This is a genomic window from Leptolyngbya sp. ST-U4 (assembly GCF_039962215.1).
In the GTDB taxonomy this organism is placed as follows: domain Bacteria; phylum Cyanobacteriota; class Cyanobacteriia; order Elainellales; family Elainellaceae; genus Leptolyngbya_A.
Genome location: NZ_JAMPKZ010000013.1, coordinates 67,806 through 93,513, shown reverse-complemented (window position 1 = coordinate 93,513; position 25,708 = coordinate 67,806). Strand labels below are relative to the sequence as shown.

19 protein-coding genes and 1 tRNA gene are annotated in these 25,708 nt (G+C 51.4%); 8 read left to right on the top strand and 12 right to left on the bottom strand.

Annotated features, from left to right (window positions below):
* Nucleotides 1-202: 202 nt before the first annotated feature.
* A tRNA-Gly gene (locus NDA02_RS18250) sits at nt 203-273 on the bottom strand.
* An 841-nt stretch (nt 274-1,114) separates the two neighbouring features.
* On the opposite strand from NDA02_RS18250, the gene NDA02_RS18245 reads away from it, so the two are divergent.
* A complete protein-coding gene (locus tag NDA02_RS18245) occupies nt 1,115-2,797 on the top strand; it encodes a DUF3370 domain-containing protein (protein ID WP_190792825.1) in 1,683 nt (560 codons plus the stop codon).
* A 146-nt stretch (nt 2,798-2,943) separates the two neighbouring features.
* Here the strand turns inward: NDA02_RS18245 and NDA02_RS18240 are convergent, their stop codons facing one another.
* Nucleotides 2,944-3,165: a ferredoxin-thioredoxin reductase variable chain gene (locus NDA02_RS18240; protein ID WP_190792840.1), complete on the bottom strand. Its 222-nt coding sequence runs from the start codon at nt 3,163-3,165 to the stop codon at nt 2,944-2,946.
* A 359-nt stretch (nt 3,166-3,524) separates the two neighbouring features.
* On the opposite strand from NDA02_RS18240, the gene NDA02_RS18235 reads away from it, so the two are divergent.
* Together NDA02_RS18235 and NDA02_RS18230 are read left to right on the top strand one after the other, a co-directional pair.
* A complete protein-coding gene (locus tag NDA02_RS18235) occupies nt 3,525-4,130 on the top strand; it encodes a DUF3038 domain-containing protein (RefSeq protein WP_190792824.1) in 606 nt (201 codons plus the stop codon).
* Complete coding sequence (locus tag NDA02_RS18230; RefSeq protein WP_348255617.1) at nt 4,127-5,326, top strand: DUF4335 domain-containing protein; 1,200 nt, start codon at nt 4,127-4,129, stop codon at nt 5,324-5,326. The genes NDA02_RS18235 and NDA02_RS18230 overlap by 4 nt, the downstream gene beginning before the upstream one ends.
* A gap of 36 nt (nt 5,327-5,362) precedes the next feature.
* Here NDA02_RS18230 and NDA02_RS18225 read toward each other — a convergent pair whose 3' ends face one another.
* Nucleotides 5,363-6,316, bottom strand: coding sequence for a hypothetical protein (locus tag NDA02_RS18225; RefSeq protein ID WP_199296650.1), 954 nt, complete (start codon nt 6,314-6,316; stop codon nt 5,363-5,365).
* Between the two features lie 325 nt (nt 6,317-6,641).
* Here NDA02_RS18225 and NDA02_RS18220 point away from each other — a divergent pair, with 325 nt between their 5' ends.
* Nucleotides 6,642-7,673 carry an OmpA family protein gene (locus tag NDA02_RS18220; RefSeq protein ID WP_348247519.1) on the top strand — a complete coding sequence of 344 codons (1,032 nt, stop codon included), beginning with the start codon at nt 6,642-6,644 and terminating at the stop codon, nt 7,671-7,673.
* A 101-nt stretch (nt 7,674-7,774) separates the two neighbouring features.
* Complete coding sequence (gene fmt / locus NDA02_RS18215; RefSeq protein WP_190792821.1) at nt 7,775-8,776, top strand: methionyl-tRNA formyltransferase; 1,002 nt, start codon at nt 7,775-7,777, stop codon at nt 8,774-8,776.
* Nucleotides 8,777-8,836: 60 nt separating this feature from the next.
* Here the strand turns inward: fmt and NDA02_RS18210 are convergent, their stop codons facing one another.
* Nucleotides 8,837-9,196 (bottom strand): DUF6464 family protein, encoded by a 360-nt coding sequence (locus NDA02_RS18210; protein ID WP_190792820.1) that lies wholly within the window; start codon nt 9,194-9,196, stop codon nt 8,837-8,839.
* Between the two features lie 763 nt (nt 9,197-9,959).
* Between NDA02_RS18210 and NDA02_RS18205 the strand changes: the two genes are divergently transcribed.
* Together NDA02_RS18205 and NDA02_RS18200 are read left to right on the top strand one after the other, a co-directional pair.
* Entirely contained in the window at nt 9,960-11,423 is a 1,464-nt protein-coding gene (locus NDA02_RS18205) for a 2-polyprenyl-6-methoxyphenol hydroxylase-like oxidoreductase (RefSeq protein WP_190792819.1), read from the top strand.
* A gap of 154 nt (nt 11,424-11,577) precedes the next feature.
* Nucleotides 11,578-13,056 (top strand): cytochrome P450, encoded by a 1,479-nt coding sequence (locus NDA02_RS18200; RefSeq protein ID WP_190792818.1) that lies wholly within the window; start codon nt 11,578-11,580, stop codon nt 13,054-13,056.
* Nucleotides 13,057-13,117: 61 nt separating this feature from the next.
* Here the strand turns inward: NDA02_RS18200 and NDA02_RS18195 are convergent, their stop codons facing one another.
* From NDA02_RS18195 to NDA02_RS18185, 3 genes are all read right to left on the bottom strand, one after another.
* On the bottom strand, nt 13,118-14,035 hold the full coding sequence (locus NDA02_RS18195) for a DMT family transporter (RefSeq protein ID WP_190792817.1): 918 nt from the start codon (nt 14,033-14,035) through the stop codon (nt 13,118-13,120).
* A complete protein-coding gene (locus NDA02_RS18190) occupies nt 14,032-14,736 on the bottom strand; it encodes a pyridoxamine 5'-phosphate oxidase family protein (RefSeq protein WP_190792838.1) in 705 nt (234 codons plus the stop codon). Before NDA02_RS18190 ends, NDA02_RS18195 begins: the two co-directional genes overlap by 4 nt.
* 69 nt (nt 14,737-14,805) lie before the next feature.
* Nucleotides 14,806-15,312, bottom strand: coding sequence for a GNAT family N-acetyltransferase (locus NDA02_RS18185; RefSeq protein WP_242067422.1), 507 nt, complete (start codon nt 15,310-15,312; stop codon nt 14,806-14,808).
* Nucleotides 15,313-15,432: 120 nt separating this feature from the next.
* Between NDA02_RS18185 and NDA02_RS18180 the strand changes: the two genes are divergently transcribed.
* The gene (locus NDA02_RS18180; RefSeq protein ID WP_190792815.1) at nt 15,433-16,911 is read left to right on the top strand and encodes a PLP-dependent aminotransferase family protein; all 1,479 of its coding nucleotides are present in this window, start codon (nt 15,433-15,435) and stop codon (nt 16,909-16,911) included.
* 19 nt (nt 16,912-16,930) lie between these two features.
* On the opposite strand, the gene NDA02_RS18175 is transcribed toward NDA02_RS18180, so the two are convergent.
* The 5 genes from NDA02_RS18175 to NDA02_RS18155 all read right to left on the bottom strand — a co-directional run bounded on the left by NDA02_RS18175 (nt 16,931) and on the right by NDA02_RS18155 (nt 25,421).
* On the bottom strand, nt 16,931-17,374 hold the full coding sequence (locus NDA02_RS18175) for a chemotaxis protein CheW (RefSeq protein ID WP_190792814.1): 444 nt from the start codon (nt 17,372-17,374) through the stop codon (nt 16,931-16,933).
* Between the two features lie 66 nt (nt 17,375-17,440).
* Entirely contained in the window at nt 17,441-20,653 is a 3,213-nt protein-coding gene (locus NDA02_RS18170) for a hybrid sensor histidine kinase/response regulator (protein ID WP_190792813.1), read from the bottom strand.
* Between the two features lie 305 nt (nt 20,654-20,958).
* Nucleotides 20,959-24,498 (bottom strand): GAF domain-containing protein, encoded by a 3,540-nt coding sequence (locus NDA02_RS18165; protein ID WP_190792812.1) that lies wholly within the window; start codon nt 24,496-24,498, stop codon nt 20,959-20,961.
* Complete coding sequence (locus NDA02_RS18160) at nt 24,495-25,040, bottom strand: chemotaxis protein CheW (protein WP_190792811.1); 546 nt, start codon at nt 25,038-25,040, stop codon at nt 24,495-24,497. The genes NDA02_RS18165 and NDA02_RS18160 overlap by 4 nt, the downstream gene beginning before the upstream one ends.
* Nucleotides 25,041-25,421, bottom strand: a complete 381-nt coding sequence (locus NDA02_RS18155; protein ID WP_190792810.1) for a response regulator — start codon at nt 25,419-25,421, stop codon at nt 25,041-25,043.
* Between the last annotated feature and the right edge of the window lie 287 nt (nt 25,422-25,708).

Below are 25,708 nucleotides of genomic sequence, written 5' to 3'. Positions count from 1 at the left end.
AGCCAATTTTTCTAGTTTAACCTGCTCTGTCCACTTGAACCTTGCCGTAGCGCAGTAATTCGGCAGAGCAAAGTAAAATAGCCCCGATCGCCCCAGGACAGAAACAGGGCAGAAGTGGGCAAAGCAATCTTTTGATATTGACCTGAGATTGAAGCGATCGATCCAAATTTGACTTGAATCAACCCTAACCTGAACTTTTAGAAGCGGGCACCGGGAATCGAACCCGGATCAATAGCTTGGAAGGCTATGGTTTTACCACTAAACTATGCCCGCAGGAGCCTTTTCAAGGCTTACGTTCAAATCTTGATCAGAGCCTAAATGCCGAATCAAAGTCGATTAAAGACTTAAGACTTGATTTGAAACTCTGCATTTGTAAAGTCACGTGCGATCACCGTTTCATCAATCGCAGGAAGACCCGCAATATCAGGAAAGCAAGACTTGAAAACAGTCTGTATCGCACGATTTCCAATCTTAAACAACCTGCTGCATTTTTGCAACTCTTTTCTGCGCGGTTTTGGATAAAGCTTTTTCGAATGACTGGTTTTCCACTACAAAGATTTTGTAAAGCTTGCGGATAAGCAGGGGCAACCCTGGAAAAACTTTTATAGTCTCAGTAGGGTCTTTTGCCAGTCACTCTGGGCTGAGCATTGGCTTGTGGTTGGTCATCGATCCAGGATTTTATGAAGCAGAGGAATATGCCTTGATGATTTTTGGCTGTTTCTCCTAGTTTTTGGATGCCGATTCGATCGCGCACCCCTTCACTGCTCCAGGTAGAGCCTTAACTTCTCCAGCAGAGTAATGATGCACTTGATGATATGGTGAGAAGCATTGTTTCTAAAATTCTTCAATCTGGCAGATTTGCAGTCTGGAACGATCGCATCTGTCTGTTTTTTCCTGCGGTTCAGCCAGTGTTCCTGATTGAGTTGGTGTGCAGTCCTGTCTTTACTGCTTCTCCTTAAGAGATTACAAGAACGAGATAACAGAATTTTTTACTGAATTATATTGCTCCAAAAAGGGCACATTAACGCCTGATAAAGGATGTTGACCAGGCAATGACTGGTTTGTGTATCCTTGCTTTTTGGTTTGTTGCTATCGGCATCTGTTCGGTTCGCTCATGCTAACAGTCCTCTCCGCTCTTTCCCTCGCGCAAATTATTGCCCCTCGTCCTGGGGTTCCTGTTATTCCCCCCACTGAAATTAGAAGATCCCCTGCCGCCCCCATTCAACCGCCTCCAACCATTCCCCAGCTGCCGCTGAATCCTCGTCCGATCGAAGGTCCGATCGAGATTGTGCAGGGGCAGGAAGTCCGTCCACTTCCAGGGCAGCTTGATGACACCCCTGTATTTAACAGCAATAGTCCAGAGCTGATTCAAACTGAGGGGATTTTGCTTTCGACCTTTTCTCCCACGGGGATGAGAAGTCCAGCCGCCCACCTGAACTATCCATTTCAGGGGCGATTTGATATCTTTGCCCATCACATTGCCAGGGGCACCACGCCTGACGACGTGCGAACCCTTTATGTGGGAATTCTGATCGCCAATCCCAGCAGGCAGCCCGTCAAAATTGAGATTGGGCAGGGAGCTAGCTACCTGAGTCAGGAGGCTCCTTTCCTCGACTTGCCCGCTTATGTGGCGAACCCGATGGGAACCGTCTTTGCAGGACCAGGTAGCCGCACCACCAACGATGTGCTGCGAGGGCAGAGACAGACGCACTGGCCCACTCAAATTACCATTCCGCCTGGGGGAACCTATCTTCTGGCAAACGTGCCGATTCCGCTGCGGCGATTAACCGTGGCAACCAACGGCACACTGCCCCCTGGCTACATTATTCCCGGCTTACCCGCCCCTCCCGCTGCATCCGAAGAAGCGCAGACCGATCCAGAAGGCAATCCCGTAGCGCGTCCGCTGGCGACCGGTATCAGCACAAACAACGCGGCCGCGGTCAGTCGTCCGCCTGTGCGAGATAATCGTCCGCTCCCTAGCAATGGTCGAACGATTCTGATGCAGTTAAACAGCAATGGACCTGTTTATGTCGCCAGCCTTGCGATGTACGCACCCCAAATTACAAGAGGGGTAGAACGAGTTCCGACTCAGGTGGAATGGGAAAATTTGCTGAGGAACGGAACGTTTGCGGGTCCGCGTGATCGAATTCCGACGCCGCCCAATAGCCGATCGTTTACACGATTCTTCTACGGCCGAGTGGCAGGTGTTTCGCAGGGGACGCAGTGGACTGCAACAGCGACTGATAACTCCTCGGTAGACTATCTCAGCATTCCGCAGCCGGGACGGGCTTTTTCCTATGTCCTCAGCACGGTCGATCGCAATACGTTTGGCACAGGGCAGATTCAAAGTGCCCCGATGCTGGTACGCTACCCGGACACGGCTTATCGGGCCCATGGCAACTATGGCGTGCAGTACAACGTGACGCTGCCGCTGCAAAACAATACCGACACGACACAGCAAGTTGCCGTGATGATGCAAACTCCGATGCAGGACGAGCGACAGCGCGATGGGTTACGGTTCCGCAATCCGCCCTATGATCAGATCTTTTTCCGGGGGACGGTGCGGATTCGCTTCATTAACGACTTTGGCATTCCCCAGACTCGCTATATGCACCTTGTGCAGCGACGCGGACAGGAAGGGCAGCCGCTCATCCGAATGACAGTGCCACGCGGGGCAAGGCGACAAGTTGAGCTGCAATTTATTTATCCGCCTGACGCAACGCCTCCACAAGTCGTTACGGTAAGAACGATCGAGAATCGCAGTGTTGCTGATGCCGCCCCGTCTACGACTCCTTAGAGAGTGGTTGAGCTAGAGGGTGGTTGAGCCTTGTGCGAGGGGCTTATCGGGTGGATGAATTCCTCTGGATGAATTCCTCAACAGCAGTTCGCGAACCACCCGATCGCAAACAAACCACAAACGTACTAAAGATGGCTGTCGTTTATCTAAACTAGCTCCAGCTCGTTTTCGCGCAGGTGCACCTTAAATTTATTGTCAAACCTAACCAGAAGCGGATAGTTTGCGCTGATCGGCTTGCCATGCCATTCGTTAGCGAGTGCCATTATCTCTCCTTCCATGCCCTGAATGTCAAACGCTTGGTTACGGTGAGTGGGATTGTTGTAAACCACAACTGATTCTTTGACTCGTACACGATCGCCAACTTTCATAAACAACGTCTCAAAAAATAACCTCGCAACTGCATCCTGCACCCGAAGCGGCACAGTTTGATTTGCGTTCAAATCACTTTCCTATCTTTGCATAGGTTGATCCTGGTAATTAAGGGCACTATAAAGTCGGTTGCCCCGTCTGCTATACAGCAAACTTGACCGAATGAAGTGTAACCTGCGGATACGGAGATGCTAGGATAATGGACTGGGCAGACTCCCGCAATTGTGCTACACCATTTTGCTTCACCCTAGTTTTGCTCCATACTGGGCAAATCCAACTGAGCAATCTACTCTGGGCAAATCTACCCGGGTAAAGTATGGTTTGCTAGAATCTCTGCTGATTTTTCTTTTTGAGGGTAATGCAAGCAAGTAGTCCACCCACCCCATCAGTTCCGGCAGTTTTATCACTCCTCCCTGACCCCAATGTGCCGGAAGGAGTTTGTCCGCGTCGGACTCGTCAAGATATTGATTTGCTGCTGCTGGCGATCGAAGCTCTGGATCTAGGCGGTTCCGAAGCAATTTTAGCGGCTGCCCGACAGCTGGAGCTAAGCGACGTGATTCCGAACCGCGTGGCACTGTGGAAACTGCGAGCAACAAACCCGCTCCGACGAAACAGTCAGCGTCGTCCGCTCAGCCTTACCGAGGGCAAAGCATTAGTCGTGATTACCTGCCATCTTGCCCGTCGGCTCACGGTGCTAGTGCGGCAGCTTATGTTTGCCTACGAGCAAATGGTCGAAAAACAGTTTACTCCCGACCACCATTTGCGCTTATCGAATTACCTGGAGCGGTTTCGCGCCCATTTTCGATCGCGGATGAACCCAAAACGATCGGCGGTCACGGCCTACAGCTCTGATGAAAAGCTCAACGAACTGGCACTTACCCTGCTGGGTCAGCTCCTGTTTTGTACAGGCACGGCAGGAAGCCAGCGGCTCTGGAGCAGCTTGTTTGATGGAGAAGTGTCATGACGATTCAACGGCAATATAGTTTGCCGAATTGCACCCTAGTTCTGCAAGGGGTAGGCGATCCGGCTGCTAGCGGCGGTATGGCTCATTCTTTGCTATCGATGGTTACAGGCTTTCAGTGCTATCTGGCAGGACAGGAAAAGCCGTTGTCCGGCGGGCGAGATTTGCTCAACCAGCTCATAACCACCGTGAGCGACTATGCCCAAACCTACCTCAGCGGCATTCCCCATCGATCTAAGCTTGCTAGCAATGCGGCAGGAGTTGGGCAGCGCGGCGGATCGTCAGTTCAAATTGCCCAGGTCAGTCCTACGCTGCATCGCCTTTTGGTTCAGCCGCAGGAAGTTCACGTTGATAGCCCCGTCAATCCCACGGCTGCCCAGTTTGACCTGACCACCACTCAGTTTTTTGATCTGGTTGAGGCGATCGACCAAATGCTAGCAGATGGTCAAACGCTGCCCGATCTGACGCTGAATCTATCGCCGCTCCCGAAACGACAGGCTGCGGTGCAAAAACCTGCGACTCAGCAAACCGTGCCTGCCTTGCTAGGGATTGCGGGACTGGCTGCTGCTGCCGCCGCGCTGTTCTTTGTGCCAATTCCCGAAGTGCGCCGACCGGAGCCTGTGCCGAACGCCACCAGCCAAACGCAGCCCGGAGCCTCGCCTGCTGCCAGCCCTTCTCCCGGCAGTTCCCCTGCCCCAACCGAGTCGCCTTCGCCTGAGGCAACTAACAGCCCGACCGAATCTTCGCCGATCGCTTCTCCTGTTGAGTCGCCTGCCGCAAACGCCAGTGCCGGAGCCGCTACGGAATCTGCAAATGCAGCAACCAATCCAGCGGCAGCTGCCATTCTCACAAACCGACCTGAGATTACAGAGCCAATCGAGCTTGAGCGGCTGCAAGTTGCCCTGTACGAGCGCCTCGATCGCGCCTGGAGAACTGAGCCAACTTTCAAAGAAGCGTTAATTTACCGGGTCGGGGTTTCCCCGTCAGGAGAAGTGCTGGGCTTTAGGTTTGCCAATGACCCTGCACTCAACTTTGTCAACGAAACGCCCCTGGTCGATCTACGCTATCCCCCCAACGAGGCAAACAGCCAGGAACCGCTGGCTCAGTTTCGCGTGGTGTTTCAACCGGATGGTGTGCTGGAGGTAAGCCCGTGGAATGGACAGGCGGAAGTCTTACCCTCACCTTCGCCCTCGCCCTGAGCGGCTATTTAAGCAGGGAAAGAATCTAGAGCAGAATCAAGGACGAACGTACGCCTGTGGTCCTGCCCAAATGCTGTTGACCGTTTGCCCGAACACGATCGGCTGATCTTGAGCCATCTGGCGGGTTTGACCGCTTGCATCGACCGCATAGAGCAACCATTCGGGATCGCCCAAATTGCCTGCTCGAAAGAGCACCTGATTAGGATCAGTCTGGCTCCAGCCCAGCAGCACGGCATTGCTGTAGTCTACCTGGGTTGGGGCGATCGTGCGGGTCAGGTTAGACGATCGATGCCAGACAACGGCAAAATCAGACGCAATATCGCTGCCAAAAATCGACTCAAACTCACGGGCAAGCACGCGATCGCCCGACTCAGACCAGGCAACCGGAATCAGAATGGCAATGCGCCCTGCCTCTTCTGGCTCAGCTTCTGCCATAAATGGGTTATCGGCAAACGGGGAAGAAGCGGTAATTGTGTGCAGATCACCCGTTTTCAAATTCTCAAGGAACAGAACGCTTGCCACTCGGCTCTGAGTGAAGTGCGTTCCCAGTTCCACCTGAATCCGGCTGTAAGCGGCGTACTCTCCGTCGGGCGAAATCAGGGAAGGACTGCGGTAGTAGCGAAATCGCGGCGTTGCGTCTGCTTTTGCTTCGGTCAGCACTGCCATAATCCAGCTCCAGGGAACCGGATAAGGACTATCGAGCGGGTCAAGCTGCACAGGGGTCATGGAATTATCGGTGTGAGGAGGATGGTCAGACTGGGGAACAGAAGTATCGGTAAAAAGCGGAGCGTGATTTCCCGATTGGTCAGTTGTGAAACCAACCGTGGAAATCGAAGCAGAAGTCGAGGTAGAAGTCGAAATCGAGTCAAAAACTGAGCGAGATAAAGCCCAGCGCGAACCTGCACCCCACACGGCACACGATAGCAAAAGTACTGACAAACACAGCCGGGACGGGCATTGCGCCGATCCCGTAGGAAGCCGTGAAACCATAGAAGTAGCCTCTGGACGACGGTAATTGAAACAGTGCGCCCAAACAGCAAAAGCTTTCTACTTCCATGTATAGCAAGGGATTACCGTTCAGGATGGTTTGCTTAGAAAATCTTTCAACTTGCCTTAATGTTGCGAAATACAGCTTTGCTACGGGCTGCTCAATCCTCAGCGATGATTCATTTCACCTCGATTACAGGTATTATTCCCGGAAAGTTTATTTTTAGCGCGAGTCCTGATCGGGAAGAAAAAACTGCCGCAAAATGCTGGACTTTGTGACCAATTGAGTTAGCATCATCAGGAATGTAAGGACGTGCATGAGGTGTGTATGACGCAATCCCCCTCGACTTCTCCCTCTAACACCGCAGAGCCAGTGCAAAGCAGTTCGACCGGGGTCAATGAGCCAATTCCCCCGCAGGCAGCACTGCTTGACCCGCCAGCAAAAACAGTCGTCGCGAAACCTCGTAAGCGCGGGTCAGCCCTGGTTTGGCTATTTCGGCTGATGCTGCTGGGCACAGGCGGGAGCTTTGCGGTGATTGCAGGCGTGGCGATCGCTCATTTTTATCCGGCTCAAACGCAGGAAATGCCCTTTGTCGAGCGGTTGCTGAATAGCTCGGAGACCCTGCTGAGACAGATTGAGCGATTGCCCCAGACCTGGCAGGGCAAGACTGCTTCGCCTGATACCTCGATCGTCGCTGGCAATTCGCCTGCCGCGAGTCCTGCTCCTGCAACAACCACCGTAACCGATGCGGCTGCACTGCCCCTGGCCAATGCCGATCGTCAAAAGCTGCAAACCGAACTCACCAAGCTTGAGCAGGAGCTAGACCGGATTAGCGATCGCGCCACTACAATTGAAAATCGCCTGGGAACGCCGAATCGCAGCAGCGATATTACCGCCCGGCTTCAGGCAATTCAGCAGCAGCTTAATCCGGGTGTTTCCCGTTCGACTGCCAGCCCCAATCCAGCAACAGCTGTTCCTCCGGCAGCAACCAGTACGGTGTCTCAGGACGATCGGCTAATGGTGACGCTGCCCAGTGATGCTTTATTTGAGTCAGACCAGACGACGCTGAAGCCGGGAACCGATGCGATTTTAAACAGCATTGTCAGTGACCTTAAGCAGTATTCAGGCGCGACGATTCGCGTGACTGCCCATCTGGATGCTCAAAGCACCGAAGCTGCCGATCGAGAGCGATCGTTTCAACAGGCAAAGGCGATCGAGCAGTATCTGGGAGGTCAGCTCAAGGAGGGCTATCACTGGCTGGTCGAAGGCTATGGGCACAGTCGCCCGATTTCAGCAAACGATACGCCAATCAATCGCCAGCGCAATCGCCGAATTGAAATTATTATCGAGCCAAAATAAATCAAATCCGAAGTCCATCCCATTAGAAGTTCGGCAACTCAATCGTTCAGCAGCATGATTCGGCATGATTGCGATCGCCTGCTTTTTTCCTGTGGTCTCCTATGAAAATTATCTTTTTTGGAACTCCTCAGTTTGCCGTGCCCAGCCTGGAACGGTTGGTTCGTCATGAGGCGATCGAGGTGTTGGGCGTGGTGACGCAGCCCGATAAGCGACGGGGACGCGGCAATGAGGTCACGCCTTCTCCGGTGAAAGCTCTGGCGATCGAGCAGGGGCTAACGGTGTGGCAGCCGCAGCGCATCAAAAAAGATGAAACGGTGCTGCAAACTTTGCGTCAGGCAGGGGCAGATGCTTTTATGGTCGTGGCATACGGTCAGATTTTGTCACAGGAAATTCTTGATATGCCGCGTCTGGGCTGCATCAATGCCCACGGGTCGATTTTGCCGAAGTATCGCGGAGCTGCGCCGATTCAGTGGAGCCTTTATCACGGCGAAGCAGAAACCGGAATTACCACGATGCTGATGGACGCGGGAATGGACACAGGCGCGATGCTGCTCAAGTCTGTGACGCCGATCGCCCTTAGCGACCATGCCCTCGACCTGGCAAAAACCCTGTCCTTTGATGCGGCGACGCTGCTAGTAAACACACTGTTTGGTTTGGAGCAAAACCTGATTCAGCCTGTGCCGCAGAATGATGCCGAGGCAACCTACGCGCCGCTGATCAAAAAAGAAGACTATCAGCTTCACTGGACGCGATCGGCTCTGGAGCTACACAATCAGATTCGCGGCTTTTATCCGAGCTGCGTGACTCAGTTTCGAGATGCGCCCCTCAAGATTAGCGTTACTCTTCCCCTGGACTGTTCACTTTCCGTTATGCCGCCAGAACTCGGCAAGATCCAGCAGGAATGGACCCAGGCTGATGCACTGCAAGACGCGGAACCGGGAACGATCGTGGGATTGCTGAAAGGTCAGGGCGCGGTGGTGCAAACCGGGGCAGGGGTGCTGTTGCTCAAAGAGGTGCAGCCTGCCGGAAAACGATCGCAGTCCGGCTGGGATTTTGTCAACGGGATGCGGCTCCAGGTAGGCGAAAAGCTGGACAGGCTGTGAGGCGATTATCTCTCCAGGAACGTGCGAAGCAATCGGTGGGGCCGTTTGGCAAAAGCCACTTCAGGCTTCGGCGATCGTTTCATAGTGGCTGCATCCTTCACAGGGACCAGACGGATTAATCGCACACCGAATTAGCTCCGATCGCGCACTGTAGCGACAGGTCGCATCGCCAATAATCCACAGTCCATTAAACTCACTCTGCTCAGCCGGACGCTGAATGGACTGGACATAAAGGGCAATTTTTTGCAGACAGTATTTGCCTGCCTTGAACTGATAGCGATGATGACGCTCCAGCACTGCATAGGTTTTACCTTCGAGATCGAGATATGCCCCTGGCTGTGGATTCCAATTCAGGTGCAGGCTACCAAGCGATCGTTTTGGGTGGCTGAGAATCACCTCAGTGGGCAGTGATGGCTCCATAGGAAGTAAGGAAGTTAAAAAGTGTAGTGTTGCCAATCCATTATTTAAGGATGGTATCGTACCAGCCCCTCGATCGACTTCAAGCTCCATCAAATTCTCTGAAAGCTGCTGCATCGTCAAGCTAATGGACTCGCTGCATCGCGATTCACCGAACTCGAAGCTACCCAGCTACAAAAATTAAGACAGCAGGAGAACCTATCAGGAAAATCATAGGGGATGAAAAGGGATCAAGGATTATCTGCACCGAAGCATCATTAATTTGTAAATAATTTATAAATAGTTTGTAGATAGCTTATAGATGATTTGTACAGTTTTAGATTGAGTATGTAGAACTGAAAGAACGTTCGCAGTGACGATCGCGTGAACATTATTGCTTGCAAAAAAGTGTAGAAAACTGAGAGCACCGAGGCGATCGCATTCTGCTGCGGCTGGCAGTTCATTAAGGGCTGAAATACCGATACCCCGCTCAATGTTTCAGCGAATGCTTTTAGACATGCGACAGGAATCCTTTTCGCAGCCGTGTTGTTTGCTCGCAGTTATGTTGTTTTACTCGCAGTCGTGTTGTTTACGGATGCAGTAGAGCTGCAGCGCGCTTCAAAGGTAAGGATAAAGGCAAGAAAGGATAAAGGCAAGAAAGGAAGGGCGATCGTAGCCGCGTGTCCTGCCTGTTCCCCTGAAGGGGAATGTTGCTTGATTAACATCGCGATTAAGATTGGAGAGTATCAGGCAGTCGGGCTGCTTGAGTGCTTTGGAGGATGCCATAATGCAACACAACAGTCATGCAGTCGTGATTGGGGGCAGTCTGTCAGGGCTGCTCATGAGTCGGGTTCTGGCAAATCATTTCGATCGCGTTACCGTTATCGAGCGCGATATTTATCCAGATGAGCCTGCCCCCCGCAAGGGAGTGCCCCACTCTCGCTTTCCCCACACACTGATGCTGCGAGGGCAACAAATCCTGGAACAGCTCTTTCCCGGACTGAAATCAGAACTGCTCGACAAGGGTGCGATCGAGCTAGACAGCATAAAAGACGTTGCCTTCCTCACACCGAACGGCTGGGCAGCCCAGCGTGACTCGGAGCTGGCACTGCTTGCCTTTAGCCGGGACTTGCTGGACTGGAGCATTCGCCGCCGATTAGCCGCTTTTTCCCAGGTGCAGTTTCTAACAGGAGCCAGCGTGACTGAACTGTTAACCGACCCGAAACGCCAAAAAATTCTGGGGGTATCGCTGCATCAACACAAAAAATTCAATCCTGAATCTAATCCTGAATCCAACTCTGAACTCAATTCTGAATCCAACTCTGAATCCAATCAGAATTTGTACGCGGATCTGGTTGTGGATGCCAGCGGTAAGGCTTCTCATACGCCGCAGTGGTTACGGAAACTAGGGTATGAAGCACCGCCCGAAACCGAGATTAATGCCTTTGTGGGTTATGTAGCTCGGATTTATCAGCCCCCGCCCGATTGGGATGTGAATTGGAAAATGGTGTTTATGCCCACTGCCCCCCCTCAGCAGATTCGAGGCGGAGCCATCTTTCCAATTGAAGGCGATCGCGACAATCCCAACCAGTGTCGCTGGATTGTGAGTTTAGTCGGCGGCGATCGCGATTATCCTCCGACTGATGATGCAGGATTTTTAGCGTTTGCCCGCAGTTTGCCCTCGCCTGTTTTGGCAGAGGCGATCGAGCGAGCAACCCCACTAACGCCACCTTATGCCTATTACGGCAACGAAAATCGCCAGCATTACTATGAGCAGTCCCCGCTGCCTGCCCGTTTAGTTGTCGTCGGACATGCGGCTTGCTTGCTGAATCCTACCTATGGGCAAGCCATGACCGTTGCTGCCCTTGAAGCCATGACACTGGATCAGTTTCTTCGGCACCAGGCGATCGACAAGCTCGACCAGCAAACTCACGCGCTGCAAAAACAGCTTGCCAAGGCGCATCAAGAGGCATGGACGGCTGCAATCAGCATTGACTACCGCTATCACAGCACTCAGGGCAAACCAATAAACGCTGCCACCCGGTTCACAAACTGGTACTGGGATCAGCTACTAGAACTGATCGTCGATCGCGCTAGCATTCATCACACCTTCCTGGAAGTGCTGCATTTGCTCAAACCCTCGAGCGTACTGTTGCAGCCGTCGATTTTCGGTCAAATTTTAGCGCATTCCTTTAGCAAGCGTTGGCAGCGATTTACATCGCCCTCGGAATCAGCCATTTCCACCCGTTGATTGATGCGGCTGATGGTGCAGCAAGTCCTTCCCAAAAGCGCAGAACTACAATTCAAGCGTTCTGTAACACTCAATCACAGCTCTGATTGCAACCCTGGCGATCGAGATAAGATGCGGATGAAGTTACCCACGGTAGCCATCTGGGGAGGAACCCATGACACCTGCGATCGGAGAACGTCCCAGCTTTAACATCCCAGGTCCGCGTCCATTGCCCCTCCTGGGTTCTACGTTCAACAGCCTCCGGTTTGCCAGAGATTCGATCGGTTATAGCCGCCAGCTTTTTCGCGACTATGGCACGCTTGTTGCCCTGTCCCGGAATGGAGGAACCCGCATCTACTCCCCCCGTACTCACTGTCCCGGAACGGTCTTCGCTTATGGTCCTGATCTGGTGCGTCAGGTGGCAACTCAGCACGACGTTTATTACAAGTATCCGCTGACCGGACCACTATACCGCTTCCGAAACACCTCAGAGCGCACCAAGCCACTTCAGCATTTTCTTGCCGGACTCTTTGGGGTCAATGAAGACCACCACCTGCAACAGCGCAAATTGATGATGCCTGCCTTTCATCGTCAGCGGCTCGAAACCTATGCCAGCGACATGATCACCATTACAGAGAACGAGCTGAACCGCATGCAGCCAGGGCAGGTTCATGAGATTGCTGACTGGATGCGACAGCTCACCCTTCGCATTGCAACCAAATCTTTGTTTGGAGAAGATATTGGAACCGATCGTGGCGCAGGGCAAATCATCTACGATGCATTGCATTTGCAGGGGAGTCTGCTACCGCAGCTCTTTCCCCTGGATGTGCCCGGTTCACCGTGGTGGCAATACTTAAACCGGGTGGCTCAATACGAAGCGAAAATGGGCGCGTTAATCAAAGCCAAACAGCAGCGGGGTGGCGATGAACCCGATGTGCTATCGATGCTGATTCAGGTACGGGATGAGGAAAGCGGCTCTCGCCTGAGCGAAGCAGAACTGCTGGGGCACGTTGGGGTGATATTTGTAGCAGGGCATGAAACCAGTGCCAACGCCCTAACCTGGACTTTATTCCTGCTCTCACAGCATCCGCAGATTTTAGGAGATTTGGTCGATGAGCTAGACTCCGTTCTGCACGGAAGTGCGCCGTCGCTAGAGCAGTTGCAGCAGTTGCCCTTGCTGGAGCGAGTGATTAAAGAAAGTATGCGAATCTTGCCCCCCGTTCCCTGGAATGGTCGCGTCACTGCTAAGCCAACTGAACTGGGCGGTTATGCCCTGCCCGAAGGAACCGAGGTGCTGGTCAGCATTTACCAGACGCACCAAATGCCCGACCTTTATCCTGACCCTGCCTCTTTTAACCCCGATCGCTGGACAACGATTACCCCAACCGCATACGAATACAATCCCTTTAGTGCGGGTCCTCGGATTTGTATTGGCGCAGGCTTTGCCATGATGGAGATCAAGATCATTCTGGCGATGCTGCTCCAGCGATACCGTCTTCAGTTTGTGCCCCGCCGCTCGATCGAGCGCTCAGGTGTGATTGTGATGGCTCCCAAATACGGGCTGCCAATGATAGTACAAGCACAGGATCGCCAGTTTTATCAGGGTGTGGGCGGGGTACGGGGCGATATCCGCGAGATGGTGAATTTGCCTTAAGAGTTGCCTTAAGGGTTTGCTTTCAGGGTTTGTCTAAGGTTTGTCTTAAGAGAATGACGGGCTATAGTCGATCGATCGGAGCTTTTCTTCCCAAACCCACCAGGACAACTACGATAAACGCCGTCCCAATCGTGAAGAAGGTAATCGGTTCGTGCAGCAGCAGGGCAGAGGCAAAAAGCGTCAAGAAAGGCTGCAAAAGCTGAACTTGACTAACTCGCGCCACGCCGCCGATCGCCAGCCCGTGGTTCCAGGCAAAAAAGCCCAGAAACATACTGAACACGCTGACATAACCAAAGCCTAACCACGATTCAAAGGAGGCGTGCAGTCCTCGCTCAGCAACGGTCAACGCAACGGGCACAGCCAGAAACGGCGCAGACAAAACTAACGCCCAGCAAATCGTCTGCCAGCCGCCTAGCTCACGCGATAAGCGTCCTCCCTCGGCATACCCGATCGCCGCTGATGCAACTGCCCCCAGCAATGCAAAATCTCCAAGTTGAACGTGTCCCCCGCCTGCTAACACCGCAAACAGCACAACCACTGCACTTCCTAGACCGCTCCAGAGCCAGAACAGCGCAGAGGGACGATCGCCCGTTCTCAGTACACCCGCCCCAGCAGTCGCCAACGGCAAAATGCCCAGGATAATCGCCCCGTGAGACGCAGGAAGCGATCGCATTGCCCAGGCAGAAAGCAGCGGAAACCCCACCACCACGCCAGCCGCAATCACAACCAGGCTTGTAAGATGACGCTGAGCAGGTCGCGGTTGCCGAGTCACTTTCAGCAGCCCGGCTGCCAGAATCGCTGCAACGATCGCTCGTCCTAACCCAACGATGATTGGATCAAGTTCAACGACTGCCATGCGGGTTGCCGGAAGCGTCAGACTAAACGTAAGTACTCCTAAAAATCCGTAGGCTAAACCGATCGTTTCAGGCTGAAATCTTTTGGAAAAATCACCCAGCAAATACCTGAATTTCGCGCTCATTCCGCCGCCTCCAGCAGGCTCCTGCTGTACTGCTGCACTGAAGACGGCACATCCACATTGACCGAGAGCTGAGGATCGGCAACGGGAGCCAGGGGAGTCAGGCGTAAAGGCAATTCTCCTGCCCAGATCGGCAATTCATAATCGGCTTCATCGTCTTTAGGCGGTCCCGTTCTCACCTTGGCAGAGGCTTCGTTCAACGGCAGCGAGAGCACCAGCGTTCCGGCGATTTCCTGTTGTGTAGCAGGACGCAACTCCGACCAGCGACCCGGCATGACGTGTTCTGTAAAGGCTTTCAATGCTGCTATTTTCTCGGCGGCATCTTCAACAACTTCTGCTCGCCCAAAAACCACCACCGAACGGTAATTCATAGAATGGTGAAACGCCGATCGCGCCAGTACAAGTCCATCGAGCAGCGTCACCGTTACGCACACCTCAACGTCCTGCTTCAGCGTCCGCAGCATTCGGCTAGCAGGCGATCCGTGAAGATAGAGGCGATCGTCTACTCTACCGTAAGCCGTGGGAATGACAAAGGGCTGACCCTCCACGACAAATCCAACCTGGCAAATTAAGCCTTCATCCAGGATTTGGTGAATCAAAGGGCGATCGTAGTTACCACGCTGCGGGAGCCGCTTGATTTGGGTGCGCTGGGTGATCTCCAATGAGTTCGATTCTGTATCCCTATCGTTTGTCTCTGGATTCATTCCGGTATTGATTGATGTCATCGCATTTGTTCTCAACTTTTAATCTCTTTTAGTCTCTTTTGGTCCGAATTAATGCAGATTGACATTTTGCTGCTGTAAATCAAGCCGCATCAAATTACCCTCCATAAACCCCAGGCGAGCGTAAACCGGCTTGCCCGATGGAGAGGCATTGAGGACGGCATGGGTGCAGCCGATCGTCCTCAGATAAGCCATTAGCTGCTGGGTAAGTTGAGTTGCAATTCCGCGACCTCGATGGGCAGGCTCCACATAAACGCCCCAGATGTATCCATCACATCGATCGCAAGTTTTAATCACCCTGGGGTAAAGTCCGGCAAATCGCTGACCTCCGGCAGAACCAACCACTCGTCCTTCGACCTCTGCCACAAACGCCTGATATCCCAAGGTATGACGAGCCTGCTGGATAAATTCGAGGGTAATTTCTAACCAGTCAGGTGCGATCGATTCTTCAGCAATCTGGTTGTCTAACCACATCTGATAAAAGTGATGGGCAATTAAGGCATCTTCTGCGGGAACGGCTGCCCGAATCTGGAAGCACTGTTGCATCTGGTGTTGCATTGAGTGGCATCGCTTAACATCCTGGTATTCTGAGCCTAGCCCGCCTGAGTGGACTTTCACAATAGCCAATTGTATGCTTTTCTATCAGTCCACTTTGAACACAAAGGAGCGAAACCGGAGATGGACTTAGCCATTACCCTCGATAGCAACGCTGCCCTGCCGCTCCATCAGCAGCTTTATGAGGAACTGCGGCGATCGATTCTCACCGGACGATTGCTGCCCCGCCAAAAGGTTCCCTCTACTCGATCGCTGGCTCAGTCTCTGCACATTTCGCGCACCACCGTCACGCAGAGCTACGATCGATTGCTCAGCGAGGGCTATCTGGAAACGATCGGGGGTTCTGGAACCTATGTTTGCGCTCAGCTTCCTGATGATCTGATGCAGTCTGCGCCGATCGAAATAGAACCCGTTTCTCCTACCCAATCCGTTGCGCTGTCTCACTACGGCACTCGCCTGAGCCAAACTTCTTTTTTACCGCAGCCCAGTTCAAATTTGCCGATCAGCTTCCGCTATGGGCAACCCGCACTTCAGCATTTTCCGATCGCGCTCTGGCGCAAATTGTTGTCGCGCTACTGTTTGTCAAACGATCGCTGGTTAGACTACACCACTGATTTTCAGGGCGAGCAGGCATTGCGGCAGGCGATCGCCGGGTATTTGTCGCGGGCAAGAGCGGTGCAGTGTGACCCTCAACAAATCATCCTCACCAACGGCACGCAGCAGGCTCTCGATTTGATCATGCGATTGCTGATTAATGCCGGGGATGGAATTGCGATCGAAGATCCGGGGTATTTGAGTGCGCGTCGCGTTTTTCTCAGTCACGGAGCCACCCTCTTTCCGGTCCCGGTCGATGAGTCAGGCTTAAGGGTCGAAAAACTTGCCAGTTTGAATTCGGATACTTTGCGATTAGATACTTTACGATTAGTCTATGTCACGCCGTCGCATCAGTTTCCCACCGGATCAATTCTGTCGCTTTCCCGCCGCCTGGAACTATTGAGCTGGGCACAAAAGCATCGCTGTTTAATTCTCGAAGATGACTACGATAGTGAGTACCGCTATGGCGATCGACCAATTCCCGCATTACAGGGATTAGATCAAAATCATTCTGTTATTTATATCGGCACGTTCTCCAAAGTTCTATTTCCTGCGTTGCGAATCGGTTATCTTGTGGTTCCTCGATCGCTGGTGTCTTTGTTCACCCAGGCAAAATGGCTAAGCAATCGTCAGCTTCCCACACTCGAACAGCAAGTTTTAACCGAATTTATCAAAGCGGGACATCTGGAGAGCCACATTCGCAAAATGCGATCGCACTATGACCAGCTTCGCCAAACGCTTGTACAAGCTTTGAAAACCCATTTTGGCGATCGGGCGATCGTTTTTGGTGAAAAGGCGGGAATTCATATTATGGTCAAGCTCGATTCGCCCTGGAGTGATGCAGAAGTGATCGAACGGGCTGCGAAAGCCGGTGTAGGAATCATGCCTGCTCAATTTCACTATCTCGATTCCGGCGATCGAGGTGAATTTATCTTGGGCTATGGAGACCTGGATGCAGAAACAATTGCAGTCGGGATCGATCGTCTGGCTCAAGGGCTAAAGGGGTAGCGCATCACCCCAATATTCTTTAAAACTTATCTCTGTCCAACAAAAAGACGGCTGTTGGACTTTCAGCCTGATCTCGCATAATGACATGGCTTACCAGATTCAACAAAGGAAATTGACGCTCCATTGGGGGCAGGCATTGAACTTTATTGAGCGGAAGCTTCATCAAATTTGGCGGCTCATGCACCAGAATTCCATACAATTTCTTTTCAATGCCAGCAATGACAATCAAAAAGTTCTGGCTTTTCCGGGACGACTCAACCGAATCGATGTCTGGCCACCGATCTAGATTAACGACCCGAATGAGATGTTGCCCGATCCGTAGCAATCCAATTTTGCTCAGCTCATCTTGAGCAATTGCCGGGCAGTTCACAACCTGTAATACAATTTCGATCGGCAGAGCTAAGTGATATCCTACGATCGCAAATACAACAAACGTTCGTTCTTCTTGCTCGCGCTGTATCATTTCTTCTTTGCTCGTCGAATGGTTGATTAAAAATCACCTCATCATTGCTTGCTCAGGATGATTTTCTTAAGACGGTTTTCTCAAGATAGTTCTCTCAAGCAAGTTCTCAACCATTTCTAGCAGCTTATGTTCCATGTAAGGCTTTGTCATATACGCGGCTGCCCCTAGCTGTGAAGCCACCAAACGGTAGCTTTGATCATTACGTGAGGTCAGCATCAGAATAGGAATATTGGCAAGGTTTGGCTGTTGCTGAACCCGTCTCAAAAACTCAAAGCCATTCATTCCCGGCATTTCTAGATCGCACAGCACAAGCTCAATTTTCTGTTTTTCGAGCTGTGTTAACGCTTCGTATCCATTCTGCGCCTGATAGACCTGATAACCCGCTTTTTGCAGCATCAAGACGATCGCCTGACGGGTTGTGATGGAATCTTCCACCACCAAAATCTTGCGACTGGGATTAGCCGGAATCACAAAATTGGGCAAGCCTGGTAAAGCAGCTTGAGCCTGGGGCTGAAGCAGAGCCGTTGCGGCATCGTCCTGCGACATTTGGCTCACTTGACTGTTCCAATGGCGAGCGATACTGGAAGCCACTGGGCTTTCAAGTGCTTTTTGCATTAATAATGCACCATCAATGACCAGAGCTAAGCGACGATCAGGTAAAACGCTAACGCCGTGAATGTAGTCAGGAGATTTCAGCAAACTTCCAAAAGGGCGAATGACTAATTCTTGTTCGCCAATCAACTGATCCACCTCTAGACCTAATAGCGTATCTCGAAAGCGAATCAGAATTACAGGTCTAATTCCTTCTTGAACAGGCAAATTTTGAATTTGAAACTGAGTCAAGTCAGGAATTAAAGCATCATAGTTCAGAAGATCTTTTAGCTTGTAAAGTGGAACTAATTTTGTATCGTTCCCTTTGCCCCACTGCAAAATTCTGCGATCGTTTCGCATTAGAACCTGAGCAGATTGAGGAATAACAATTTGTTCGATCGCGTCATCAAGCAGCGCATATCGTTTCGCATCAGCTTCAAAAACCAGCAGGGGAGCAACAGTCAAATTGAGCGGAATTTGCAGTACAAAACAGGTGCTTTCTCCCCTTTGCGATTCAACCGTGACAGAGCCGCCCAGGGCTTGAATCTGATCTCGTACAACATCTAGCCCAACGCCGCGCCCCGACAAATCACTGACGCGATCGGCAGTGGAAAACCCCGGCTCAAACAAGAGATCAATCAACTGCGACGGTTTAACGCTCATTGCTGCGTCTGCCGAAATGATTTGACGCTCGATCGCCCGTTTCAGAATCTGGTCAAAGTCCAACCCTTTTCCATCATCCTGGACTTCAATCATCAGGTATTTGCCCTGATTCCGCGCAGAGATTCTAATCGTGCCATAGCCAACTTTACCCTGCTGCTGTCGGAGCAATTGCGGTTCGATGCCATGATCAAACGCATTCCGAACCAGATGCAACAATGGGTTGTATAGCTTCTCAGCCACCACCTTATCGACCAGCACTTCAGTGCCATTGAATTCCAGCGTTACCTGCTTATTGTGAAGGGTTTCAAGCTGCTGCACGATCGGCGGCAGGCGATTGAGAATTTCGCCCAGCGGCAGCATTCGAACTTCAATCAGAGCGCGGCGCGTGTTGGTTAATAGCGATCGCTGATTTTCTAAAGTTTGACTGGATGTCCGGGTGAATAAATCGATCGCATCTGCAACTTCAGTAAGCTGAACGATGTCATCCAGCAACGACTGGATGAGCTGGGGATTAATCGGGTTAGAGCCTGGAGAATCTTGAATCCTATCTTTTCGATTGATGCGATCGGTCGCTTGTTGATGAGCTGCGCCATTCCGCGATGAACGTTTTTTTGATTTTCGCGGCTTGCGTTCTAATCCGCTCGTTTGCCAGATCGACGGACTTCGGAGCGGGTTGAGGCGTTGTTGATGCTGCCGAATTCGACTGATTAATGCCTGGGCAGCCCCCTGAAGCTGTTCGACCTGAAGGGATTGGCGACTGTGATTGGTTAATAGCTCACCTGCCAAATAAGTTAATTCATCAAGGTGTTTAACGTTCACCCGAACATGGACAGGCGGATTGCCCGGCTCCTTTGGGAAAGGCATCGCCGAAGTATCGCTGGCGATCGGGGATACATCAATTTGATAAGTTGAATTGTTCTCGGCCGGAGGCACAACGGTGATTGCAGCGAGTTGCTCTGTCTCCTCTTCAGAATTGAGACTCTCGAGGTCGGTCAATTGACCCCAAATATTCTCAATCAGAGAACCTCCTGAGGCATCTGAAGACGGGTCTGACTCCTGTGAATTAGATGGGTCTGATAGATCTAATGCATCTGATAGATCTAATAAATCCGCTGAATCTAATGCATTTGATAAATCTGATAGATCTGATAAATTCGCTGAATCCGCTAAATCCGACTGATTCGGTAGCTCTAATTCAGGAGCCGAAATTTCCACGACACCGAAGATTGCCTCATCAACATTCTGTCCTGCCAGTTGCTGCAACGCCTCTGAAGGGAACCCGCCCTGACTTCGATCGCCTTCAAGCACTGCACTTTGCCCGGCTCGAAAATCAGCTAATGCAAGGGCTGCGATCGTTGTCGCCTGCTCAGGGTAATGGTTGAGTGCCAGCAACGTTGCCTGAGCAATTGCGCCAAATCCCCGAAGGTTGAGCGACTCTGCCAAACCCTGAAACACCTCTGCCTGAGTTTGGAGCATTGCCACTAATTCGTCGGGCTGGGCATTGGACAAGGCGGCTGTCATCTGATCTAATCGCTGAGCCACGCCGACTTCAAAAATCGATTGTGTGACATCGAAACCCAGTTCGGCCGAGGTAGGCAAGGAAACCGTTTGATCAAAACAATCGCCGAGCTGCTCCTGCAACTGAGCAAAAATCGTAGCGGCTCGATCGAGAATCTCGGAATGGTCAACCGCGCCTCCGGTAAGTTCTGCCACGAGCGGCAAACGCAGACACTCCACGCCTTCAAAAAGCAACGCTTCGGTTTCAGAATTAATCGGGGCCTGAGGATTACACAAGGCTCTAAAAATATCTTCTAGAGAGTGAGCAACAGTGGCGATCGTTTCCAGTCCTACGCTGGTTGCTGCCCCTTTTAGCGTATGCGTCACTCGCATCAAGTTATTGACTTGATTGATACCATGTTCTTCTTTGAAGCTGAGCAATCCCTGTTCTAATGCTTGAAGCAATTCTGGTGCTTCTTGAAGAAAATATTGATAAGTTCTCTCGCGAATCTCTGAATCTGTAGTCATTATTTTGCTAATAACTGATCGCTTTTACTAATAATTGCTGTGCTAATTGCTGTGCTAAGTAGGTAGGCGTAATTAACCGTAGAGTGGGTTGGGCAAAACCGTAACGCATCAATTTCTAGAAGCCCTGACGATAACGCGTTACACTGCGCTAACACATCTGACAAAGACAACAAAGACTCCTGAGAAAAGGCGATCCTTGTGTTCTCAAAGTCCTCTAGAGTTGAGGAATATAGGGGGCACTGTAGGATCTCTAAGACTCCTCAAATTCCCCCAAAACTTTACTCAACTCCTGAGGAGCGATCGCATCAATCCACCTTGAACTGTTCACTCTTCGACTGCAGATCTTGCGCCATCGTCAGCAGATGCTTAAAGGAGGTTGCAATTTCCACCGCATCACCTGAGGTTTTATTGGCGATCGCTGCGACTTCTGTCATTGTTTGTGTCACCGACTGGCACTGGTGCGTTTGCTCTTGCGTTGCCTGAGTAATTCCTGCAACCAGATAGCTAATTTGGCTTGTCGCATCCACGATCGCATTCAGATTTTCACGCGCATCATTCACCACTTCCGTTCCTGAGACCACCCGTTTAATGCCCGTTTCCATCGCGGTAGACACTTCTGCGGTTCCCGCCTGAATTTCCTGGACAAGCTGTTCGATCTCAGTTGCAGCATTGGCAGACTGGCGAGCTAGCGATCGGACTTCATCCGCAACGACTGCAAAACCTCGTCCATATTCTCCAGCACGAGTTGCCTCGATCGCAGCATTCAGTGCCAGGAGTTGAGTCTGCGTTGTGAAGTTACTAATTAAGCTCACCACTCTGGAAATCTTGCGGGACGATTCGCTCAATCGCTGAAGCCGATCGTTTGTTTCGGCAACGGTTTCACGGATGCCTTCCATTTCATCGACGGTACGATCCATTGCGGCATCCCCGGTGATCACAATCTGGTTTGCCTGTTGAACGGCAGCTTCGACCTGTTGCGCGTTGGTTTCTACGGCTTGCGTCGAGCTGACCATCTGCTGAACTCGTTGGAGCGCCTGCGTTAACGCCTGAAACTGCTCCTGTGCCTGAGCCGTGAGGCTGGCGATCGAAGATTCGCTATCTTGAGAAGTCTGAGCGACCTGATTCGCTGCGGTCTGCATCTGCATGACAATCTGCCGTAGACTGCCCAGAGTATTGTTATAGGCGGCAGCGATGGTGCCAACCTCGTCGTCGGTCACTGGGGCGCGAACGGTGAGATCGCCATCCAGCGCAGGACGAACGGCAGAGAGAAGCTGAATGACCTCTTGCTGGAGCTGCTCTTTGGCAACTTTCTCTCGATCGGCAACTTCTGCAAGCTGTGCGGACTGAGCCTGCAATCGCTCCACATATTCGCCCTGCTGAATCGCCACGTTGAGTTGAGCCGCAATCTGCTTGGCAAATTCAATCTCAGTTTCCTGCCATTCTCTGGCTCCGCTGCACTGGTGAATACAGAACAAGCCCCAGAGTTCCTCACCTTTTAACAGCGGAATCACCAGATTTGCTCTGACCTGAAATTGGCCCAAGACTTCGATGTAGCACGCTTGCAGGTTTGCCTGATAAATATCGGCAGTTGCCCAGACTCGTCCCTTTCGGTATTCCTCGGCATAGCGTTCATTAAAGCAGTGATCAACCACCTGAACTGCTAAAGCAGAGGTGTAGCCGGGGCGCACGTCTTCAGCGATCGTTTCTCCGGTGGTGTAATGGGAATCCGCATGGAACTTGAAAATCGCAACGCGATCGACCTCCAGAAAATTGCGAATTTCTCGTGCGGTGGTTTTGAAAACCTGCTGCAAATCGAGCGATCGACGAATCCGATCCACAACTGAAAGAATAAAGCGACCCTGCTCCGCCGATTGAGCCATTCGCATCGATTGTCCTCGAAGCTGCTCGAAGGATTCTGCAAGCTGCAAGGCCAGCCCGACCTGCACTCCGACCTGAGCCAGCAAGTTGATATCAATCTGTTCCCAGTGACGCGGACCGTCGTTCTGAAATGCAACAATCAATCCCCAAAGCTGTTCTTCTTTGACGATCGGCGCAGCCAGATAGGCACTCGCGCCCCATTCCTGTAAAAGCGTCACCGGAAAATCTGACGACTCATTCACCGAAATATCATCAACGCAAAGCGTTTCCCTGCGACGATAGCGTCCTCCCTGGCTCGTTTGCAGACTATCTTCGCCAAATACTTTGAGATGTGCTCCCACGATCGAATAACAGTTACGATCGGCATCTTCGATAATAAATTCACCGCTCCAGTCTTCATTGAAGCGATAGAGCGCAACACGATGGTTGCCCAACTGTTGTCGCACTTCTTTAACAACGAATTGCAGGATGTGATCGATCGAGAAATTCTCCTGAAGCAGAGCAGAACCAAGCTTGTACGTCAACTTGCTGTAGGAAACGCCCCGTTCGACTATCTGGGCTAACCGCTGAGATTGGCTTTCAAGCTGTGCTGACTTTTCCTGAACTCGACCAATAGATTCGAGCTGCCGCAAAACGGTACTGAGCCGATCGCTCAACAACGAAAGTAGCATCACTTCAGAATCCGTCCAAACTCGCGGAGCCGTACACTGATAGACCGCAATTAAACCCCACAGGCTATCTCGCTCAAACACAGGCGCGATAATGTAAGCTTTCGCTTGATACTTTTCCAGGGTGTTAATATAGCAGCTCGAAAAGCCAGCACTGTAGATGTCATTCACCCGCTTCACCTGCTGCCGTCTAGTGTAACTGCCGCCCTGCGTATCTTCCAGGATTTTGTCTCGATCATCATTAAACGCGGGCGCACCGTTTCGCTTGCTCACACAGCGATCGTGGCTGACGATTTCAGACGAGGTCAGGCTAGGATCATCTGCCTGAGCATCCACCAGCGAGAGCCAGCCCGCCCCAACTGATTCGGCAACGAATTCCCCCTGCCATTCCGGGTAGAAGCGATACACCACAACCCGATCCGCTTTATAAAACCGTCGCAACTGTTCACAGAGATTCGCCAGGGCAGTATAGGTATCTGAAGAAGAGTTCGTTGATTCTATTATCTGAGCCAGAACGGGTTCCATTCTTGCCTTTTGCTGCCGTCGATCGCGATATTCGATCGGCTGCATTTGCAGTTGCAGTTCCGTCGCGATTTGACGCAGCACTAGAATTTCCATATCCTGCCACTGTCGCACCCGATTGCACTGCTGCACCACGAGCAGTCCCCACAGTTCATCTTCGAGCCAGATCGGTAAGCTTAAGCTCGCCTGCACCTGAAATCGATCGAGCAATTGCACTTGGTGGGGGGTGAGCGATGCCCTTGAAGTCAGATCCACGGTCATAAAGGGCTGGGGATCTTGCGACATTGCCGCCCCAAAAGCGATCGCGGGCAGCGTTTCCTCCAGGGTGGGGGTATAACCTCCGGTAAGCGATTCTGCCAGCACAATGCCCTGATTCTCGCTTTGAAACTGATAGACGATCGCCCGATCGACTTGCAGATATTGATGAATTTCTTTGACAGTTGTTGCCAGCAGCGTATTCAGGTTGTCTGCCTGCTGCATCTGTTTGACGATGGTAAAGGCTTGGTTCAGATCAACCGTTTTTATTTCATTCCGTAGACTGTTACCACCGGGGATCGCAAATTCATCCACCTTTGTTTCGACGCTCGTCGTGGGCTGCATTCTGGAACTATAGTCCTGCTGGTATTTCTCATGAGATCTTTCAAAGGCTCGCATCGTCGTATCCTCCGCAGTCGTGGTATCGCTATTCTGAATTGCTGAAAAGTCCTGATCGGAACTCGCCACGATTTGCCGGGCGAATCGCATCAGGGGCGAGGCATTGGGATTCAAAAATTTCAAACGCCTTTTTTCGGGTATCTGTTCCATAAAGGGTATTGAACGATCGCTTGAAGATTTAAGACCGCATCACAGCTTTCGGGCAGAACTCCCAAAACAAGCGGCAGCAAATTGGGAGAAAATAAGCCAGCAACTACGGGCTGAAGCTGCTGCAAATTATGTAATTCAATATCCTTAACCTGTAATACTCGAATTCCAACAAAGGCATGGTTGATTTGAACCACAAGAACCGTGAAATAAGAGCAAGCCTGCGCGTGGAACGGGGAACCAGGAAACCCAATGAAATGATTCAGATCGATCAGCCATAGCATTTCCCCTCTCCAGTTGCCAATTCCCAACACATAACCCGGCATTTCGGGAATGGGTAAAATATCGACCGGATCGATGTGAAGCACTTCGGTCACTTGCTCTAAAGGAAGGAGAACTTCGTCCCGATCGCTCAGGACAAAGCGCAGTAATCGTTGGCGAACTTCGGGCGGGAGCGGGTCCAGCAGCAATGTATCAAGGCTGCTTGCGGTTAGCTCCAGGTGCAATGATTTTTCCATCTAGTTATTCAGCCCTTTTAACCGGATGAGTTCTGCGATCGTGTCTAGCAATTTGTGTTTATTAATTGGTTTGGGTAGATAGGCATCCGCACCTAATAAGCATCCCCAAAGTTTATCCACATCGGTTTGCTTCGTTGAGCATAGAACGACTGGAATATGTCCTGTCGCGACGTTGGTTTTAAATTCATGGCAAAGTTCAAATCCGCTTTGTCCTGGCAGCATCACATCTAAAACCACCAGATCAAGTTTGTGTAACTTGAGCGTTGTACGAGCTTCTTCGCCGTTCGTGACTTTGACAACAGCAATGCCGATTTGTTGAAGGTAGGAAATTAATATCTCAGCATCGGTCAAACTATCTTCAACCAGGAGAACTTTTGGCATTCGATCTAATCCTAAATTCATTGGAATTGGCTTGGAGCATTCCTTTTAATTCTTGGAGAATGTTTGAGGACTATCAAAGGTGCGACCTTGTCCCCTAAATTCTCTAATACTGACTACTGTATAGACACAAATTCATTTTGCTAGCCTTTCAGTTTTTGCAGCTCCCTAAATCGGTCAACGCTGTAAAATTTTGAAAGTAGCACTGAAAAGCAACCCTGAAAAGTAATCGTAATTGGCTTTTTCCCAACATTGACCTGGGAGCAGCATCGTTCAAGGCATCATCGCAA